Source organism: Rhodococcus sp. Leaf233 (genome assembly GCF_001426165.1).
Taxonomy (GTDB): Bacteria; Actinomycetota; Actinomycetes; order Mycobacteriales; family Mycobacteriaceae; genus Rhodococcoides; species Rhodococcoides fascians.
Window position 1 is genome coordinate 984377 of record NZ_LMRO01000009.1, and the last position, 18728, is coordinate 1003104.

General features: G+C 63.8%; 18 protein-coding genes. 9 read left to right on the plus strand and 9 right to left on the minus strand.

Annotated features, from left to right (window positions below; genetic code table 11):
* Positions 1–9 precede the first annotated feature (9 nt).
* The 6 genes from ASH04_RS15300 to ASH04_RS15325 form a co-directional block, all read right to left on the minus strand.
* Entirely contained in the window at positions 10–966 is a 957-nt protein-coding gene (locus ASH04_RS15300) for a PDR/VanB family oxidoreductase (protein ID WP_032393263.1), read from the minus strand.
* 9 nt (positions 967–975) lie between these two features.
* Entirely contained in the window at positions 976–1716 is a 741-nt protein-coding gene (locus ASH04_RS15305; RefSeq protein ID WP_032393264.1) for an SDR family NAD(P)-dependent oxidoreductase, read from the minus strand.
* A complete protein-coding gene (locus ASH04_RS15310) occupies positions 1713–2225 on the minus strand; it encodes an aromatic-ring-hydroxylating dioxygenase subunit beta (RefSeq protein WP_032393265.1) in 513 nt (170 codons plus the stop codon). Before ASH04_RS15310 ends, ASH04_RS15305 begins: the two co-directional genes overlap by 4 nt.
* Complete coding sequence (locus tag ASH04_RS15315; RefSeq protein ID WP_032385767.1) at positions 2218–3516, minus strand: aromatic ring-hydroxylating oxygenase subunit alpha; 1299 nt, start codon at positions 3514–3516, stop codon at positions 2218–2220. The genes ASH04_RS15310 and ASH04_RS15315 overlap by 8 nt, the downstream gene beginning before the upstream one ends.
* 100 nt (positions 3517–3616) lie before the next feature.
* On the minus strand, positions 3617–3982 hold the full coding sequence (locus ASH04_RS15320) for a hypothetical protein (RefSeq protein ID WP_032385555.1): 366 nt from the start codon (positions 3980–3982) through the stop codon (positions 3617–3619).
* A gap of 17 nt (positions 3983–3999) precedes the next feature.
* Complete coding sequence (locus ASH04_RS15325; RefSeq protein ID WP_057473888.1) at positions 4000–5154, minus strand: acyl-CoA dehydrogenase family protein; 1155 nt, start codon at positions 5152–5154, stop codon at positions 4000–4002.
* Between the two features lie 210 nt (positions 5155–5364).
* On the opposite strand from ASH04_RS15325, the gene ASH04_RS15330 reads away from it, so the two are divergent.
* The 7 genes from ASH04_RS15330 (at position 5365) to ASH04_RS15360 (ending at position 12425) form a co-directional block, all read left to right on the plus strand.
* Positions 5365–6888: a PAS domain-containing sensor histidine kinase gene (locus tag ASH04_RS15330; RefSeq protein WP_057473989.1), complete on the plus strand. Its 1524-nt coding sequence runs from the start codon at positions 5365–5367 to the stop codon at positions 6886–6888.
* A gap of 122 nt (positions 6889–7010) precedes the next feature.
* Positions 7011–7280: a hypothetical protein gene (locus ASH04_RS15335; protein WP_057473889.1), complete on the plus strand. Its 270-nt coding sequence runs from the start codon at positions 7011–7013 to the stop codon at positions 7278–7280.
* Positions 7277–8554 (plus strand): amidase, encoded by a 1278-nt coding sequence (locus ASH04_RS15340; RefSeq protein WP_057473890.1) that lies wholly within the window; start codon positions 7277–7279, stop codon positions 8552–8554. The genes ASH04_RS15335 and ASH04_RS15340 overlap by 4 nt, the downstream gene beginning before the upstream one ends.
* An 85-nt stretch (positions 8555–8639) precedes the next feature.
* Positions 8640–10103, plus strand: coding sequence for an aldehyde dehydrogenase family protein (locus ASH04_RS15345; RefSeq protein ID WP_057473891.1), 1464 nt, complete (start codon positions 8640–8642; stop codon positions 10101–10103).
* Between the two features lie 80 nt (positions 10104–10183).
* Complete coding sequence (locus ASH04_RS15350) at positions 10184–10804, plus strand: response regulator transcription factor (RefSeq protein WP_057473990.1); 621 nt, start codon at positions 10184–10186, stop codon at positions 10802–10804.
* A 126-nt stretch (positions 10805–10930) separates the two neighbouring features.
* Complete coding sequence (locus ASH04_RS15355; RefSeq protein WP_032385552.1) at positions 10931–12124, plus strand: flavin reductase family protein; 1194 nt, start codon at positions 10931–10933, stop codon at positions 12122–12124.
* 97 nt (positions 12125–12221) lie between these two features.
* Positions 12222–12425, plus strand: coding sequence for a zinc-ribbon domain-containing protein (locus ASH04_RS15360; protein WP_027496168.1), 204 nt, complete (start codon positions 12222–12224; stop codon positions 12423–12425).
* Between the two features lie 56 nt (positions 12426–12481).
* Here the strand turns inward: ASH04_RS15360 and ASH04_RS15365 are convergent, their stop codons facing one another.
* Positions 12482–13639, minus strand: coding sequence for a beta-ketoacyl synthase N-terminal-like domain-containing protein (locus ASH04_RS15365; protein ID WP_032368854.1), 1158 nt, complete (start codon positions 13637–13639; stop codon positions 12482–12484).
* Between the two features lie 191 nt (positions 13640–13830).
* Between ASH04_RS15365 and ASH04_RS15370 the strand changes: the two genes are divergently transcribed.
* Together ASH04_RS15370 and ASH04_RS15375 are read left to right on the plus strand one after the other, a co-directional pair.
* Complete coding sequence (locus tag ASH04_RS15370) at positions 13831–15438, plus strand: diguanylate cyclase domain-containing protein (protein ID WP_057473892.1); 1608 nt, start codon at positions 13831–13833, stop codon at positions 15436–15438.
* Positions 15439–15550: 112 nt separating this feature from the next.
* Positions 15551–16453: a hypothetical protein gene (locus tag ASH04_RS15375; protein WP_057473991.1), complete on the plus strand. Its 903-nt coding sequence runs from the start codon at positions 15551–15553 to the stop codon at positions 16451–16453.
* A gap of 15 nt (positions 16454–16468) precedes the next feature.
* Here the strand turns inward: ASH04_RS15375 and ASH04_RS15380 are convergent, their stop codons facing one another.
* Both ASH04_RS15380 and ASH04_RS15385 read right to left on the minus strand, forming a co-directional pair.
* Positions 16469–17488 carry a phosphotransferase family protein gene (locus ASH04_RS15380; RefSeq protein WP_032364697.1) on the minus strand — a complete coding sequence of 340 codons (1020 nt, stop codon included), beginning with the start codon at positions 17486–17488 and terminating at the stop codon, positions 16469–16471.
* On the minus strand, positions 17485–18693 hold the full coding sequence (locus ASH04_RS15385; RefSeq protein ID WP_032364698.1) for an acyl-CoA dehydrogenase family protein: 1209 nt from the start codon (positions 18691–18693) through the stop codon (positions 17485–17487). The genes ASH04_RS15380 and ASH04_RS15385 overlap by 4 nt, the downstream gene beginning before the upstream one ends.
* Positions 18694–18728 lie beyond the last annotated feature (35 nt).

The following is an 18728-nucleotide window of genomic DNA, read 5'->3' on the forward strand; positions in this document are numbered from 1 at the left end:
CAGCTGCGATCAATACAGCTCGATGACCAACTTGCTCGATTTCGCACGCGAGACGCAGAGCGCGATCTGGTTGCCCGCGGCCTTGTCTGCAGCCGACAGGCAGTTGTCTCGGTGCTCGGGTTCGCCCTCGAGGAGGCCGGACACACACGAGCCGCAAATACCTTCCTCGCACGACTTGAACACCTCGATGCCGTTCTCCTCCAGCACGGAGAGAATCGATCGGTCGGCAGGTATCTCGAAGGACTCACCGGTATCCATTTCGACGGTGAACCCGGTGTCACCAGAGGTGTCGATGTCGGAGGCGACGAAGTGTTCGATATGAACGTTGTTCGGCCCCACCGTCGGTGTGAAGATCGAGACCACAGTCTCCATGAAACCTTCCGGACCGCAGGTGTAGACGGCCGAGGAAGCGCTCACGGAGCCGGCCAACCCGTCGAGAACAGCCTTTTGCTGTGTGCGGGAGAGACCGATGTGGAGATGGACACTGTCACGGAATTCGGCCCGATCCTCCAGCAACTCGAGAAACGCGGTGTGCTCCCGACTGTGCGAGAAGTAGTGGAGCTGAAAATCGGAACTGCTGTGGTGCAGTTGATACGCCATGCTCAGCAGGGGAGTGACCCCGATACCGGCCGCGATCAGCACATGGGCGTCGGCGTTCGGTGCCACCCCGAGGATGTTGCGCGGTTCGCTGATCTCGATGACGTCGCCTTCCCGAATCCGGTGCAACGCTTCGGATCCGCCGCGGGACTCCAGCTCGCGTTTGACCGCGATGAGCAACGAATCGGGTTCGGCAGGGGGACCGCACAGGGAGTACTGGCGCAGTACGCCCGTCGGACCTGTCACGTCGATGTGGGCACCGGCCTGATAGGGGCCGAGTGCGCCCCCTCCGTCGCGCACGAGACGAAGGGAACGAATGTTCGGCGTTTCGTCGACGATCTGCGCTACGACAACTTTGACACTGGACACGGCGTCTTCCTAACGCATGTAGAGTCCGCCGTTGGCATCCCAACAAGCACCCGTGACCGACGCTGCGGTCGGCGATGCGAGCAGAGACACCATTTCGGCGATGAATGCCGGGTCGCCGAGACGACCGACGGGGATGGTCTGTGCGTAGGACTCGATATTGGCCTCGCCGACGATCTTCCGCACGATGGGGGAATCCTGGGGCCCGGGTGAGACCGCGTTGACGGTCACTCCGGAGGGTGCCAACTCTCGGGCGAAGACTTTCGTCAAAGACATCACCGCGCCCTTGGCCGACGCATAATGCCCACCGGTTGCCGTTCCACCGTTCTGTCCCGCCAAAGATGCCATGTTCACGATGCGGCCGTACCGGTTGCCTGCCATGTAAGCACCGAATATCTGGCAGGCCGTGAAGGTGCCTTTGAACCCGACGGACATGACCGAGTCCAGCTCTTCGGCCGTGATGTCCATCAGCGGACGTGCCTGTGTCTTGGCGGCGTTGTTGACCAATACCTCGACCGATCCGAAGTCGATGATCACTGCGGACAGAAGACGCTCGATCGCAGACCTGTCACCGACATCCACCTGGTAGCTGCGGACCGAGTCGGCAGAGCCGAGTTCGGCTGCCAACGAATTCGCGGACTCCAGGTCGATGTCTGCGACAACGACTCGGTGACCGGTGGAGTGAAGTTTGCGCACAATGAGCTCGCCGAGCCCGCTCGCGCCGCCGGTGACGACAGCAACAGGCGCGTTCACAGCAGGAATCCGGCTGCGGGAACGGCGTCCTCGCTGTCGACGAGCCGAATCACCTTGAGAGCGATCCGGTCCGCTGCGCCGTCGACTCCCAGTCGGATGCGGTATTCCACGTCGCCGGCCCACAGATCGTGCTTCCCACGTTTGAACGCGACGACGATCTGTGCGGCCCTGAGGTGAACAGTGTCGTCCGCACAGGATTCGACGACGAAACGGGAGACGGTTCGGGTGGTGATCGCAGCGTCGACGGCGGCGATCGCGTACCCCTCGGTCATCCGCACCACCCGCATGTCACGCATCCGAGCGTCGTCGTAGATCATGTTGAGACGATTGTCGAAGTCGTCTCCGGTCGAGTCGATCGGGACGACGTACAGGCCGTCCTCGGAATACAGGCCCTTCCACGTCTCGTATTGCTTGCGATCGAGCAGATCGGCCTCGCGCCAGATCAATTCGATGGCTCGTACCACACGGGTGTCTGCGATCGACAGCGTTTCCACGGCGGTATCAGTCATGGCTCATCATCTCTTTCCACTGTGCGTAGGCGGCGCGCATACCGGTTTCGTCGGTCACGTGCGAGGTGGGCCATCCTTCGGCACTCGGCTTCTCCCGAGCAGCACCACGATTGACGAGAATGGGCATGTCGGGAGCGCCCTGAGCGCCGCGTTGCACCCGATCCCATCCTTCTGCGTCGTCGGGTGTACCGAAACCGAACGGACCCTGGAAGTGTTCGTGCACTCGTAACCGCGCCCTGTTGACCGGATTCACCACCTCGGCCGGCCCGTCGGGACCGATTGCCAGATGCTCGATGGTCGTCGCGTCGACTGCGGTCGGCTCGAGAACACGGAAGAAGGCAGCCGACATCGACACGTTCGGGAAGAGATTGAGGTTGAAGCCGGTGCCGTGCATGGCGCGAACGATTTTACGGATCGCCGGCTCGTCGAGACCCGCAGCGGACAGCTCGGCCACGAGATCGTCGAAACGCGCCTGCAGCGGCTCGGATCCATCGTCGGCATCGAGATCGGAGTGCTCGGGCACCATCTGCATGACGCTGTGACCGTTGCCGAGATCGTGGGTGACGGCTTCCGGGTTGGTCATGAACGACATCATGTCTGCCGTCTCGGCGTCGACCGATGCCATCCAGGATCGATGAACGATGGGGAAATGATAACCGTCCGTGGTGTTCTCGAGCTGGATCTTCCAGTTGCCGTTGAACCGGAATCGGTGCGTACCCAGCACCTTGATGGGGTAGCCACCGCCCTGTTTCATGAATCGATCGATCCACAGCTTGGCGTCGCCGAGAAAGTCTTCGAGGGATTCGATGTCCTGGGCGAACGTGGCGAACACCATTCCGCCGTAGGACTCCGTGCGCAGTTTCCTGAGCGAGAGTTCGCCCTTCTCGATGACGCCCTCGTACCCCTCGGGGTACGGAATGCCGCGCAGCTGCCCGTCGAGGCTGTACGACCAGGCGTGGTACGGACACGTGAAACCGTTTGCGACGCCGGTCTTCTGCTCACAGATGCTGGCACCACGATGCCGACAGCGGTTGAGCAGTGTGTTGATCTGTCCCTTGCGGTTCTTGGTCACGATGACCGGCTGCAGGCCGACGTGAGTGGATTTGAAGCTGCCCGGCTTCGGGAGCTCCGATTCGTGAGCGACCCAGATCCAGGTGCTCTCGAAGATCTTGGTGATCTCCTCGTCGAACACGTCCGGGTCGGTGTAGATCCGACCCGCGACACGATCGCCCATCACCAGATCGGACGCCGGGGACTTCGGTGTTGTCTCTACGGTGTCGTGCACGGTCATCGATATCTCCAAAGCTCTCACGTTGTCGAGGTTGTCAGTGGTGGCCACCGAACGACGCAGCTGTGCAGCGTCGTTCGGCGGAGCATGAGTACGCGGTGGTTCAGTACGTGCGGGGCGTGAGTGCTCGGCCGATGCGGGCCTCGATCTTCACGTACTTCCACAGCTTCCAGTCGCTGGATCCGACTTCGATCGTCCGCAAGAAGTTGCACGCCTGCTTGACGGTGTCGTGGGAGTCGACATCGGCGAGCAAGTAGCACGTCCACGGCCAGGAATCCGAGGGGCCGACCATCGTGGCGTCGTCGTCGATATCGCCGATGAAGTCGACACCCTCGAGACCCTTGATGCCGTCGGACAGGGCGACGAACGCAGTCCAGACGTCTCCGGCTGTCACTCCGGACTCGGGGAGATCGAAGAAGTTCTGGTTGATGCCGATACAGAACAGAACGCGAAGCGGAGTAGTGGTCATGTGTTGTCCTTCGAGGGTCATTTGAAGCCGGGGACGGTGGGCGGTAGGCCCATCAGCACTGCGCCTGCGGCGTCGAGAACGGCTGGGCCCAGGAATGCGTGCTGCTGAGGAACGAGTGCGTCACCGGTCCACTGCTGAAGCGGATGCGATGCGTAAATGGCTCCGGTGCCCGAGATTTCGACGACTTTCGCTGCAGTCGCCGCCGAAATTTTGGCGAGGTGGGTCGATGCCAGACGGAGGTGAGCATTCTGAGCGTCGGTGGGTTCGAGCCCGTTCAGCACCGCGCTCCACACCTCGTCGGTGACCTCGTAGAAGTACGCTCGCGCAGATCGCAAGGCGGCTTCCGCCTCGGCGACGGCAATGCGGTAGTAGGGCCGGTCTGCGAGCTTGGGGGCTCCGGTGATGCCGGACCTGCCGGCACCGACCTGCACTGCGTAGTCGAGCGCGCTTCTGGCGACGCCTGCACCGACCACTGCGAGAACCTGTGCGGCGTAGGCGATCGTCGGGTAGCGGTAGAGAGGCTCGTCGATGGTCGCCGCGCCGCCGCGAATGAAGGTCCACTCCCGCGCTACTTCGACCTTGTTCACCACGAGGTCGAACGACCCGGTGCCGCGCATACCCACGACATCCCATTCCTGGACGATCTCCACGTCCTTCGGGCGCAGCAACGCCGTTCGGGGTTTTCCGCCGGTCGAGTCGTCACCGGGAATTCCGACGCCCAGAATGTCGGCACCCATCGAACCACTTGCGAATTTCCAACGCCCGTCGACCAGGAATCCCCGGTCGGTCGTCGCCGCCGGCTGTACCGGAAACAGACCCCCCGCGAACACGACATCCGGTCCCTCGGCGTACAGCTCGGCCTGAGTGTCCACCGGTAGAGCAGCGAGGTAGATCAAGGCAGAACCGAAGCTCGCCACCCACCCGGTCGAACCGTCGACAACGGAGATCTTCTCGATGGTCCGCAGAAAGTCCGCCGGGGCCTGCGGATCGCCGCCGAAGCATCTCGGGGTGGCGGCCCGATAGATGCCGATTTCCTTGAGGCGGGCCACGAAGTCGGGGGAGACGAAACGCTGATCGCGAAACTCCGTCCGCCGCTGAGCCAGTTCGACCAACACGTCGTCGAGAGTGGCCGTGCTTCCGGCGTCGGGTGGAGCGTCCTGAGTGACGGTCATGATCGGTCTCCTTGTGCAAGGTCTCGTGCCTCGTGCCTCGTGGCCTGTTCGTTGGTTCGACCGTAATGCGAGTCACGTGCGGCCAATATCGGTAAAGAGTGCGGTCGACAGGGGGTGCGTCCATCAGTCGAATAGGTAATTTCTTCAGTCCAGGTGTGAGATTCGAACCTTCCGCACATCGTTCGGTTCACCGCGCATACGCTCGTGAAGATGTCCATGGACTCACGTGTTCCGGAATTGGTGCCGGCCGATTTCGTCGAGATGATGAATGCCGCGCAGGTATGTGTGCTCGTGCACGACGGGGCGACCAAAAGCATCCTGTGGGCCAATCCCGCCGCCTGCGCGATGCTGGAATTCGATCTCGACGAAATGCGTCCTCTCAAGGCGAACGACATGAGTAGTTCTGCGCAGCAGTACGACCGAGTGGTCGGACGAGCGTGGTTGCACGAGGCCGTCGAGTGCGGCAGCAGTCGTATCGAGTGGCACTATCGGTCGAAATCCGGCCGTATCATCCCGACCGACGCCATTGCGACCAGGATCGAATTGCGCCAGGGCCCCGCAGTGATGGTGCAGTTCCGGGACATCGAGAACGAGCAGCGCACTGAACGTGCGTTGAGGTTGACCACCACTTACGTCGACGCACTGTCGAGGAATACGTCCACGATCGCGTTCGTGCTCGACGAGACCGGCGCGATCGGATTCGCGACCGACACCGCGATGGAACACCTGGGTATCGATCCCAGTGTCGAACCCCCGGCAGGCAGGTCCCTCGCCTCGTACGCGTCGTTTCATGTAGCCGGTCGCCGATCCACCTGGAGGGACCTGGCACGGGACGCGAGTCCGGTGGCCTCGGTCCGTCTGGAAGTGCTTGCCGCAGAGGGCAGAACACGGTGGCTGGACGGCAGTGTCGAGCGACTGCAGGAGGACGAGGTCAGCGCCTATCTGATGTTGCTGCACGATGTGTCCGATCGCGTGCGCACCGAGGAGATGCGCGGGCTGGAACTTCAGCGCGAGAACTATCTGGCTCGGTACAACGCCATGGGCGATATGGCCATGGCAATCGCACACGAGTTGGGGCAGCCGCTCGCAGCGGCGGGCAACTTTCTGGCGGGGGTCGAGACCATCCTGACCGGTGACGGTCATCTCGCGTCGCGCGTGGAGTACGGTCTCACATCGGCTCATCGGCAAATCGAAAGGGCAGCAACGATCGTCTCCACACTGAGGACGTTCGTCGGACACCTCGAACAGATCGATCAGACGGTAGATCTCAATACCGTCGTCACCGAATGTCTCTACTTCATTCGCCTCCGCGCGGAACAGAATTCCGTCCGAATCGACTTCGAGCTCGCCGACGATCCGGTGCGGGTGCGCTGCGAACGCGTACTCACCGGCCAGGTCATCATCAATCTGTGCTTCAACGCGATCGACGAAATGGCCCAGTGTGCGCTCCCGGACCGCACGATCACCCTGTCCACCGGGAACCGCGAGGACGGTGGTGCCTTCACCGTGACAGATCGAGGAAGAGGGCTGCAGCGCAACCCTTTCGAGGAGTCGTTCACCACCAAGCAGTCGGGCAGCGGGATCGGTCTCGCACTCAGTTATCGGATCATCACCAGGCAGCACGGCTCCATCTGGTACACCCCCGGCGCGGAGGGCGGTTCGGTGTTCGGGTTCGTACTCCCGACGGTCGATCGGGACTCGGCTGTTGCGGGCGAGCAGGGCCCGCCGGCGTAGGGAAAATCTTCAGGGTCGGCAAGGAACTCTTCATTCCGGTTCGACCGCCCAACTCGTAGCGTCGACCCATGATCTTCGGTTGCTGAGCAGTGCGCAGCCGGACCTATCCGGGAGAGCGACGTATGGACGACACACGCGAACGCATGACACTGATGTGCTACAACGACACTCACGGGTACGGATGGCGACACGTGGACCTGTTCATGCACGACCATGAGGGCAACGAGCTGAACTGGGTGCATTGGCAGGTCCGAGCCGATGGCCCGGATGCGGCAGATCGGGCGACCGAGCGCGCCGAGCCATCACTGCGGCGCGTCTCGGAGTGGCGACATTTCGTCAGTGCCGGTGGAATGGACTATTGGACAGCCGACGCAGTGTGGGGCGACCGATGAGCATCGGCTCTCCCCTGTACGAGCCGTGGTCGCTGGCCGATCTCGTGGCCGACCTACGGGCCGGACGCAGCACCGTAGAGGATGCATGGCGGCGGTCCCAGCGCCGCATCGACGACACAGAAGATGATCTTGCGGCATGGGTAGTGCACGCGCCTCCGGTCGAGCTCGAGGATCCGCCCGGCCTGCTGGGCGGAATTCCGTTGGGAGTCAAAGACATCGTCGACGTCGCGGGACTCCCGACGAGATGCGGAACGGATCTCTATGCCGCGCGGGGGCCGGCCGAGGCCGATGCCGCCGTAGTGCAGGCATGGCGCACTGCAGGTGCCGTGCCCGCGGGCAAGACCGTCTCGACCGAGTTCGCATTCTTCGCCCCCGGACCGACTCGCAATCCTGCCGATCCGTCGCGCACCCCGGGGGGATCGTCGAGTGGTTCGGCAGCCGCGGTGGCGTCGGGGCAGGTGCCCTTGGCTCTCGGTTCTCAGACCGCCGGATCGGTGACTCGACCCGCCTCGTACTGCGGCGTCGCGTCGATGGTCATGACTCGGGGGCGGCATTCGACCGAGGGCGTGACCGGCTTGGCGGCCAGTCTCGACAGTCACGGATTCTATGCCGCCCAGGTACGCGACCTTGCATGCGCGTGGTCCGCATTCGTCGGGCAGGAGGTCGTTCTGGGTTGTATGTCTGCGCCGCCACGGGTACTGCTCTGGGACGCAGGCGAACTCGGCGTCGTCGAGCCCGACATGGCAGATGCTCTCGCCCGTCTCGGTCGTGGGATTCGAGCGGATGGAGCCGGACAGTCGGCATTCCCCGCGGGTGATGCCGTTTCGCTCGCCACCGCTGCCCATGCGGTGGTCATGTCCTACGAGGCAGCACGCGAACGGAGCGCACTCTTCGCTGATGTCGACCGACTCAGCGCTCCGCTGACGGCACTGTTGCAACGCGGAGCAGCAACCGCCACCGCGGACTACCACGCTGCGTGCATCAGCGTCGCCGAGACGCGGGAGCACATCCTGCGTCTCTTCGACAGCGTCGACGTCATCGTGGGGCCCGCGGCCCCGGGCGCTGCCCCCGAAGGTCTCACCGCGACAGGAGATCCGGCACTGAGCCGGGCGTGGCAAGCCTGGGGACTGCCTGTTGTCACCGTTCCCGGCCTGACCGATGGCAGGGGCCTGCCGCTCGGAATTCAGGTCATCGGACCGCCGAACTCGGAAGCAGAACTTCTTGCCGGCGCGTCGTGGATCTCCGCGGTGATCGCCTCGCAGCCCGCGGCGTGATCGCCGGCATCACCGATGCCGGTTTCGGCATCGATTTCCTTTCGTCATCGAGCACCATTCACTTCGACCAGCACAGGAGGCGGCCATGACCGCAGTATCGAATTTCACCACCGATCTTTTCATCGACGGGGGCTGGAGCAGCGGCGGCGCCGGTACATTCGAGACTTTCGATCCTGCGACCGGTGAGAAGCTCGCCGACATCGCCTCGGCGGACGCCGCAGACGTCGATCGTGCAGTCCGCGCAGCGCAGTCCGCGTCGACCGGAAGCTGGGCCGCGGTGCCGCCATCGCACAAAGGGCAGCTGTTGAACAAGCTGGCCGACTTGGTCGAACGTGACGCCGAGCTACTGGCCCGCCTCGAGTCGCTCGACATGGGTGGACTGTTCTTCCTCGGCAAGATGATGTTCATCCCCAATCTTGTTGCTTCGCTTCGCTACTACGCGGGATGGGCAGACAAGATCAACGGCGAGACCCTGCCGAACGACGGCTACATGGGCCGTCCCACGTTTGCCTACACCCGCCGCGAACCAGTCGGGGTCATCGCCACGATCATTCCGTGGAACGCCCCACTGATGATCCTCGGATGGAAATTGGCACCGGCGCTGGCCACGGGTAACACGGTGATCGTCAAGCCGGCCGAGGACGCGTCGTTGTCGATCCTGCATCTCGCGCGGTTGATCGAGGAGGCCGGATTCCCAGCAGGCGTCGTGCAAGTTCTTCCGGGTATCGGTTCGATTACCGGCGAGGCGCTCACGACACACCCCGGGGTAGCCAAGGTGTCGTTCACCGGATCCACCGCCGTCGGCCGTCGAATACTCGTGAACTCCGCTGCGGACTTCAAGCGCACCACGCTGGAGCTGGGAGGCAAATCGCCGCAGATCATCTTCGGCGACGCCGATCTCGAATCGGCAGTGGGCGGTGCCGCAATGGGACTGTTCACCAACTCGGGCGAGGTGTGTGCCGCGGGAACGCGTATCTTCGCGCACCGCTCCGTGTACGACGCCGTGGTCGAGGGTCTCGGTGCGGCCGCCGGAGCGCAGGTGCTCGGCAATCCCTTCGACGCCTCGACGACAATGGGCCCGTTGATCAACGCGAAGCAGAAGGACCGCGTGCTCGGCTATATCGAGAAGGGCAAGTCCGAGGGCGCCCGCCTGGTAGCGGGTGGTACCGACGGCGACGCAGACGGAAACGACCGCGGCCACTTCGTACGTCCGACGGTGTTCGCCGGCACCAACGACCTGACCATCGCCCGCGAAGAGATCTTCGGGCCTGTGGGCATCGTCGTTCCCTTCGACGACGACACCGACGCAATCGCTTTGGCCAACGACAATCAGTACGGCCTGGCGGCCACGCTCTGGACGACCGATCTGGGGCGGGCCCACACCGTGTCGGCGGCATTGCAGGCGGGAGCCGTCGCGGTCAACGGATGGTCCCCACTTGCTCCCCAATTGCCCTGGGGCGGAGTCAAAGCCAGTGGTCTCGGCCGCGAGCTCGGATACGAAGGAATCCTGGCCAACACCGAGGCGAAAACCGTCACGATCGTCCTGTGACCGACCACGTCGACTCCGTCGGCCGATCGGTGGGCGGCTTCCGCTGTGCCGGGGCCCGTCCACAGCTAGGCTCGGAACTCATGGAAACCGTGAAGCCCACCGTCGTTCACGTGGTGGACGACGACGAAGATCTCAGGCAATCACTGGCGTTTCTTCTGCAGAGTGTCGGAATAGAGGCGCTCACCTATCCGACCGCTACCGCATTTCTCGAGGAAATGGATGCGGCCGAGCCCGGAGTGGTCATCGTCGACGTCAGAATGCCGGGCATGAGCGGATTCGAGCTACAGGACGAATTGATCCGACGCGATTATCCGGCTCCGATCATTTTCTGTTCGGCGCACGGGGACATTCCGATGTCGGTACGTGCGCTGCGTGCGGGAGCCGTCGATTTTCTCGAGAAACCGTACGAGCCGCAGCGCATGCTCGAGGTCGTTCAAGAGCAACTTCGGCTGGCGTCCGGTGTGTTCTCCGAGCGTGCGGAGCGCGACCGGGTACACCGGCGCCTCGATGCTCTGACGCCGCGTGAGCGAGAGGTGTTGCGGCTGGTGATCGAGGGTATGGCCAGTCAACAGATCGCACGCCGCTTGGGTACCAGCGTCAAGACCGTCGATGTGCATCGAGCGCGCATCAAGGCCAAGACGGAGGCCGAAAGTCTCGGCACACTGGTCCGTGACGTCCTGGCATGGCGAGTAACGGTCTGAGGGCTGTGCACGTCCTTGTCCGACGGTGTGGCTAAAGGTTTCCCGCCTACCAGTAAGAACAGGTGGGAAATTAATTTGGGTGCAATACCGAATCGGTCCACCGTCGACAATGCTCAGGAGATCGGCATGCCTCACACAGTAACCACGGAGGAAACGCAGAGAACGTTTCGAGAAGTCACGGGACACTATCCCACGGGCGTCGCGGTGGTAACCGGCACGGATCCGACAGGGGAGCTGCTGGCGTTGGTCGTCGGCACCTTCAGTTCGGTCTCGCTCGACCCCCCACTCGTCTCGTTCATGCCGATGAAGACGTCGCGTACCTTTGCGCGAATGCAGGATTGTTCATCCTTGTGCATCAACATCGTCGGCGGCGATCAGGAACGTGAGGTGATGTCCATTGCGCAGCGCTGGGAGAACAAATTCGCCGGAATCGATTGGTACGCATCACCGAACGGAAGTCCGGTGCTCACCGACGCGATCGGTTGGATGGACACGACGATCTGGAAGACCGTGGACGCGGGCGATCACTGGATCGTGCTGTGCGAGGTTCAGGACATGGCCATCACGAACCCGGTGTCGCCGCTGATCTTTTTCCAGGGTGGCTACGGCAGTTTCGTGTGCACGTCTCTGCTCGCTCGAATGGACCACGAAATTCTTCCGGCCATACACGCTGCCCATGCTGCGCGCGCCGAGGTCGACGCTCTCGCCGCCGAGATCGGCTGCGAAGTGTCGGTCCTGACGGCCGTCAGTGCCGACGAAATGGCGACGGTGCTGTCCGCAACGGCACCCGGCGTCGACCGCGATGCTGCTCTGGCTCAACGTATACCGATCGTGCCACCGATCGGTGACTCCTACGTCTTCGCGTTGCCCGAGGCCGATCAGAACCGCTGGATCGACAAGCTGAAGGGTGCGGACAAGGGGACCCAGGTACATCGTGACCGGCTCGATTTCATTCGTGAACACGGTTACGGGATCTCGTTTCTTCCTGCGGCGGGATCGGACGCGTACACCGAAATGCGGCAGGCCACCAAGCAATACGAGTCCGGCCGCCTGACTCCGCGGCAGGAACGCGAGATCAGAGCGCAGATCGGCCGCACCTCGGTCGACTACCGGCCGCAGGTGCTCGACGACACCGGCACGTACAACGTGGGATCGGTCGTGCTGCCGGTCCGCGATCCGTCCGGTCGACACACACTGACACTTCGGCTCGCGCAGGTTCCGCAGAACGTGCCCGGACGTCTGGTCTCGGACTGGATCCGACGCGCCAGAGCCGTGGTGGCGGTACTCGAATCGGCTCGGGGCTCGAGTACTGCAGGGTAGCGACGATCGATGGCGTCAGGTAGGGGTCTTCCTTGTAGGCGACCACGGTTGCATCGGAATCGAGCGCCCTCGGTGCCCGTACCTCTAGGCTGGTCCGATGTTTCTCCTCTTCGGCTTCGGCAGCAAGCGCAAACACGTCGGCCCTGGCGCAACGCGAAACTGCCCGCGGTGCCACAACACGACCCAGTGGGCGAGAATGAAGCAGTACCAGCAATTCACGCTGTTCTTCGTCCCGGTTGCACGGTGGAAACGCGTCGAATTCGAGGAATGCGGAATCTGCGGGGCCGGGGTGTCGATCTGAACGGGCTCGCGCGCCCGTGACGGTGCGGGCGCGCGAACCATCCGGCAGACCGTCGCTCACGCAGGAGCCAGCACCACCACCGAATTGTGTCCTCCCATTCCCAGCGAGGATTTCATCGTCAGACCTGGCTCGGCTGCGGTGAATCCGTCGAGCAACTGCGGGTGTCCGTCGGAGACCTGTGGGGCCGCAGGAACCAGTCCGCGATCGAATCCCATGACGGCAGAGATGGTTTCGACGGCCGACGCCGCGCCTTGGCAATGCCCGGTGAGCGGCTTCACCGAATACACCTGCGCGTGTGAGCCGAGCACCGTCTCCAGCATCTCCGTCTCCGCGGCATCGCACTGAGCGGTGCCTGGCCCGTGCGCATTGAGGTAGCGCACCTGGCGCGCCGTGGCACCGGCGTCCGTCAAGGCGGCTTCGAAGCAGTCTCGTACCTGCGTCAGGGCCGGGTCGATGGACGTCGCGTGGAACGCGTCGTGAGTCATCGAACCGCCCAGTACCCGCGCGTACGCAGCATCGCTACGGTTGGTGAGCACGAAAGCTGTTGCTGCTTCGCCCATTCCGAACCCACGACTACCTTCCTGGAACGGTCGGCAGCCCTCCTGAGGTTCCACGTCGACCACCCCGACGCCGAGCGCGACGAAATGGTCGATGTTCTCCGGCGTCAGAGACAGGTCGGTGGCGACGAAGACGACGTCGTCGACGAAGCCGGTATCGAGCCACATCTTGGCGGTGAGAAGGCCGGCGTTGCCCGACGCGCACATGGCCGAGACGTTCATCGCCGGGCCGTGAAAGCCGTGCTCCTGCATCAGCAGTGATACCGGGGTCGACGGCATCAGCGTCAGGTAGTCGCGCACCCGCCGCACACCGCCGTCCTCAAGATAGAAGTTGCGCCACTCGTCCACTTCACCCAGGACGACCGCATGCACCAGACCGACCCGCCGACCGGGCCGCCAGCCCCGAGCGAGTGCGTCGTCGATGGCCTCGCGTGCGGCGCCGCGCAGTGCGCGGCCGAAGCGGCTGGTGCCGTCGTCGGTCTGCCCGCCGTCGGGCACTTTCGCAAGCCACACCGGGTTGCGGCCCGGGTGTGACCGGTTGTGGTGCAAGGTGGCGGCAGCCTTACCGCTGGCCAGACCGGTCCACAATGCGGCCGTACCCCAGCCGTAGCCGGACACTGCGCCGATCCCACTGATGTCGATGCCGTGAGATGTCATGATCGATTCCCGTTCCTTCTCGAGTTGTACGAGCCGTTTTCGGCTGGTTCCTCGATTTAGCCCCGCAAACAAGCACTGGGTCCAGTCGGAAAACGGACATAAGCATCGAACCGTGCAGAAGATTCCGGCTCGGCCCACAGAAGTGGTTGAATCGAGTGTCGACAGACCGCCTACGAACGCGAGGACCGCAGATGGCCCCAGGGGAGCGCGACGTCGTCGGCGACCCCGAAGCCGATCCCGGGTCGCCCGGTCTCGCAGATCGTTATCGGGTTCTGATCGAACACTCGCCCGACGCGATCGTCGTCCACAGGCGAGGCAACCTTGTCTACGTCAACCCTGCGGGGCTCCGGTATCTGCGCGCCGACAGTCTCGGTGCGGTGGTGGGCCGTCCGATCACCGACTTCATCGCGGCCGCGTCGATCGGGCCGATGCTCGAGCGCATCGCCGCCCTGGACGTGCACGGAACCGCCAGTTCGGCCTCCGAGGCAGACGTACTCGCCCTCGATGGATCGACTCTGACCATGGAGGCGGTCTCGGTCCGCACGGTGTGGAACGGAGAACCTGCATTTCAGGTCATCCTTCGCGACCTCACCGAACACAAGGCCGCACAGAAGGCGCTGCACTATCAAGCCGCGTTGGTCGAGCACGTCAGCGACGCCATCGTGGGGGTGTCCTCCGACGGGGTCGTGTCCAGTTGGAATCCTGCCGCGGAGTCGGTCTACGGACGACGCGCAGCAGATGTGCTCGGCCTCTCCGTATCGAATGCAGTGGGGGTGCCCTGCGACCCGGTGGCCATTCTCGCGGCCGGCGGCCGGCTGTGGGACTCGCATCTGCGCGCGGACGGGACGGCGTTGGCGATGGTGGTCTCCGCGGCCCAGATGCCCGACGGGTGGGTGTTGGTCTGCGCCGACCAGAGTGCCGTCCGCCGGGCCGAGGAGCATTACACCGCCGTGGTGGAATCGCTGGAGGCAGGTGTCGTCGTACTCGACCACGCCGGTCGCATCACGTCGGCGAACCTCGCGGCGAAGACGATCCTCGACATCCAGGTGGGATCGGCGACGACGGGACAGTCCGCTGTGCTGCCGTTCCGGGTGTACGGCACCGATCAGCAACCCATTCGGCGACTCGAACACCCCGTGGCCGTCACGGGCAGAACCGGGAAGCCGAGCCAATCGGTGATCGGAGTCGAACGCCGTCGGGACGGACGACATTTCTGGCTGTCTCTGACCGCGACCATGCTCAACTTCGGCGGCCCGTCACCCTCGATAGTGGCAACGTTCGTCGACGTCACCGATGCCTATCGGACGAGCATGAAGCTCGAACACGCGGCAACCCACGACGACCTCACCGGGCTTCCCAACCGCCCGCTGATTCTGGCGCGGCTCGACCAGGAGCTGTCCCGATCGAGTCGGGAGGATGCCATGGCGGTGTTGTTCATCGATCTCGACAACTTCAAGACCATCAACGACCTGCACGGACATACGGTCGGTGATGCCGTTCTCGGTATCGTGGCCGCGCGCTTGACGCGGGCTCTGCCGGACGACGCATTCGTCGGACGCATCGGCGGTGACGAATTCGTGGCGGTGGTGCCGTGCAGTGTGGGGTCGGAGGCGGACGACGTCCGGGCGGAACTCGCAACCCCGATCACGACGGCAGACCGAGAACTGACGGTGACCGCCAGTATCGGCTGTGTGACCGTCGGCAGTGGTGATCCTCGCACTGCCTTGGACATTCTCGACGATGCCGACCACGAGATGTATCAGGCCAAGCCGGTGTCGCAATACTCGGCGCAGTCGTAGCGTTCGGTAACGAACAGGCACGACTGTGCACTGTTGTTACTCGTGGGGCTCGTGTGTCGTCCATACTTCAGCGGTGATCAGGACCCTGCGCAAGCACGCCCTCGCAATTCCCATGACGCTCGTCGCCGCCGTCGGTCTGCTGTTGGGCGCAGCAGGGACGGGTAGCGCTGCGCCTGCGGTCACGTACACCATGGTGGCCTTCAGTAATGACAGTGATCGCAACATGGACGTGTACCAGTCCAGCAACGGAACGGACTTCACCACGGTCGAGACCGCCGCGTACACGCCGCCCTCCGGTGTGGTTCGTGACTCCAGCATCTTTCGAGCCGCCGACGGTATGTACTACGTGACATATACGACGGGCGGCGGCGCGGAAATCGGCTTTGCGCGCAGCGCAAATCGGGTGGATTGGGAATTCTTGCAGAACCTTCCGATCCCGTTCTGCTGCCTGCTGCTGCCCGGGACCGGGGCGGGTACCGGCTCGGCGGGGTCCTCGGAACTCCCGTCTCTGTCCCCGTTCACCACCAAGGCGTGGGCACCGGAGTGGTTCGTCGAGGGCGACCGCGTCAGCATCATCGTGTCGTTGTCTGCCGGCGGAGGGTTCGTGCCGTATCTCATGACGGCGACCGATCCCGGCCTGACGACGTGGAGCTCGCCGGTTCCGTTGGTGGGAATCATCAACGACCACATCGACACCACGGTGGTGAAGGCCGGGTCGACCTACCACGCCTTCACCAAAGGTGAGAGCAACAAGGTCATCGAACACTGGATCGCGCCCGCTCTGGGTGGTCCCTACGTTCGGGACCTCACCTTCCGCGATTTCGGCCCGTTGAAGGAAGGGCCCGCCGTCGTCGAGTTGCCCGACGGTACCTGGCGGTTGTACTACGACGACTACACGAACCAGAAGTACTTCTACTCCGACAGCGCCGACCTGAACGGCTGGTCCGCACCTCAGGAGCTTCCGACGCTGTCCGGAATCGTTCGCCACATCGGCATCATGAGAGAAGCTGCTTAGCAATAGCTTCTGCGGTCAGCCCGCCGACAATGCTCGGAGGCCGGCCGCGATGAATTCTCCAGTTGCTTCGGCGGCGTTGCGTGCTCCGGCACCGGTATCGGAGCCCGACAGTGCGCGGTGGGTGATGCCCTCACCGATCACACCGAGCTTGAAGTTGGCCAACGCCACGTAGAAGCCCCAGTTGTCCACCTCACGGCCCGATCGAACGGCGTACTGCTGCACCAGATCCGCCGCCGATGGGTAGCGGTCGCTCGTCCAGGCTGCGTCGGCACCGAGAACGGCATCGAACACGGGTTGCCGGTACACGCACATCAGCGCCACATCGGTCAACGGATCGCCGAGTGTGGACATCTCCCAGTCCACCACGGCTGCAACAGAACTTACGTCCTGGGCATCGAGAATCGTGTTGTCGACCCGGAAATCGCCGTGCACGATGGACGCCGCCGATCGGGTGGGCACCGCGGCTTCGAGGGCGCGGTGAAGTCGGTCGACGTCGGGTAGTTCCCGTGTCTTCACCGTCTGCCACTGACGCGCCCACGTGGCTACCTGTCGAGCAACGAAACCGTCGGGGCGACCGAACTTTTCGAGACCCACGGCCGCAGGATCGACGGCATGCAGCTCGGCGAGCACTCGCACCAATTCGGCGGCGTTGTCGGCGACCTGCTCGTCGGTCAGATCGCGCAGATCCTCGCGTGTGCGCACGACGCGCCCGGGAACGAAACGGACCACCGTCATCGGAGCACCGAGTACGGCACCTTCTCGGTCGAAGGCCACGGTCTCGGCCACCGGCACCGCGGTGGACGCGAGCGCGTCGGTCACTGCCCACTCCCTGGCCATGTCGTGCGCCGACGGGGTCAGGCCACTGGTCGGGGGCCGACGAACCACCCACGTCGAGGTGTCGTCGTACACCTTGTACGTCAGATTGGAGCGACCGCCGCTGATCATCTCGACCGTCAGCTCACCGTCGACATCGATGCCCTCGGCACGCAGGAATCGTTCCAGAGCAACGCGGTTCATGCCCGGTAGGTCACTCATGACTGCTCCTGTGCGGCGCGCTTCGCTGCCCCGACCGCTCGTTTTGCGATGGCCCAGCGATGCACTTCCGACGGGCCGTCGTAGACCCGGAACGGACGTACTTCGCGCGAAAGCCGTGCCAGTGGCAGGTCGTCCGATACCCCGAGCCCGCCGCACATCTGGATGCTGCGGTCCACGATGCGAAAGATGGCCTCGGCTGCGAACGTCTTGGCGATGGAGGTTTCGTTGCTCGCGTGGCCGCCGCGATCCAGCTCGAAGCAGGCCTTGATCAACAGGGCACGGGATGCGGCGATGTCGATCTCGTTGTCGGCGACCATCTTCTGGATCATGCCGAGATCGCCGAGCTTGCCGCCGAACCCTTCGCGCTTAGCCACCTGGGCGACGGCGATGTCGTGCGCCCGTCTGGAGGCTCCGAGCCACCGCATCACGTGGGTCATACGGGCGGGCCCCAATCGCACCTGGGCGTAGGCGAAGCCCTCGTCGACGGCCCCGAGAACGTTCTCGTCGGGCACGAAGACGTTCTCGAAGAACACCTCGCAGTGCCCGCCGATCATGGCTTTGTCCAGGGTGCCGATATGACGGCCGACCGTGATGCCCGGTGTGTCGGCCGGGGCGAGGAACATCGTGGCTCCGCCTCGGTCACCCGGCTTTCCGGATGTACGGGCCATGATGATGAAGAACCCTGCGCCGTCGGCTCCGGTGATGAACCACTTGTGTCCGTTGATCTTCCATCCGCCGTCGGTCCGTTCGGCCGCGGTGGTGAGGGCCGAGGGATCGGAGCCGGCACCCGGTGCCGGCTCGGTCATCGCGAATGCAGATCGTTGATCGCCGCGGGCGAGAGGGGCGAGGAATTGATCCTTCTGTGCCGGCGATGCGATGTGCGCCAGCATGTGGACGTTGCCCTCGTCGGGTGCGCCGAGATTGAGTGCGATGGGGCCGAACAGGGAGTAGCCCGCTTCCTCGAACACCGGTGCGCGGTCGCTCATCGACAGACCGTGCCCACCGTATTCGACGGGTGCGTGCGGTGCGAACACGCCCGCTTCCTTGGCTGCGGACTGCATCTCGACCCGGAGGCCGTCGCCGCCTGCGTCGGCGATATTGCCCAGAAACCGATCCTCGATCGGGAGCACGTATTCGCGAGTGAACGTACGCGTTCGGTCGATCAGCTTCTCGACGTCTGCGTCGAAGGTGAGGTCGATGGCCATTCTGCACTCCCTGGTCGATACCGACCGAACACTCG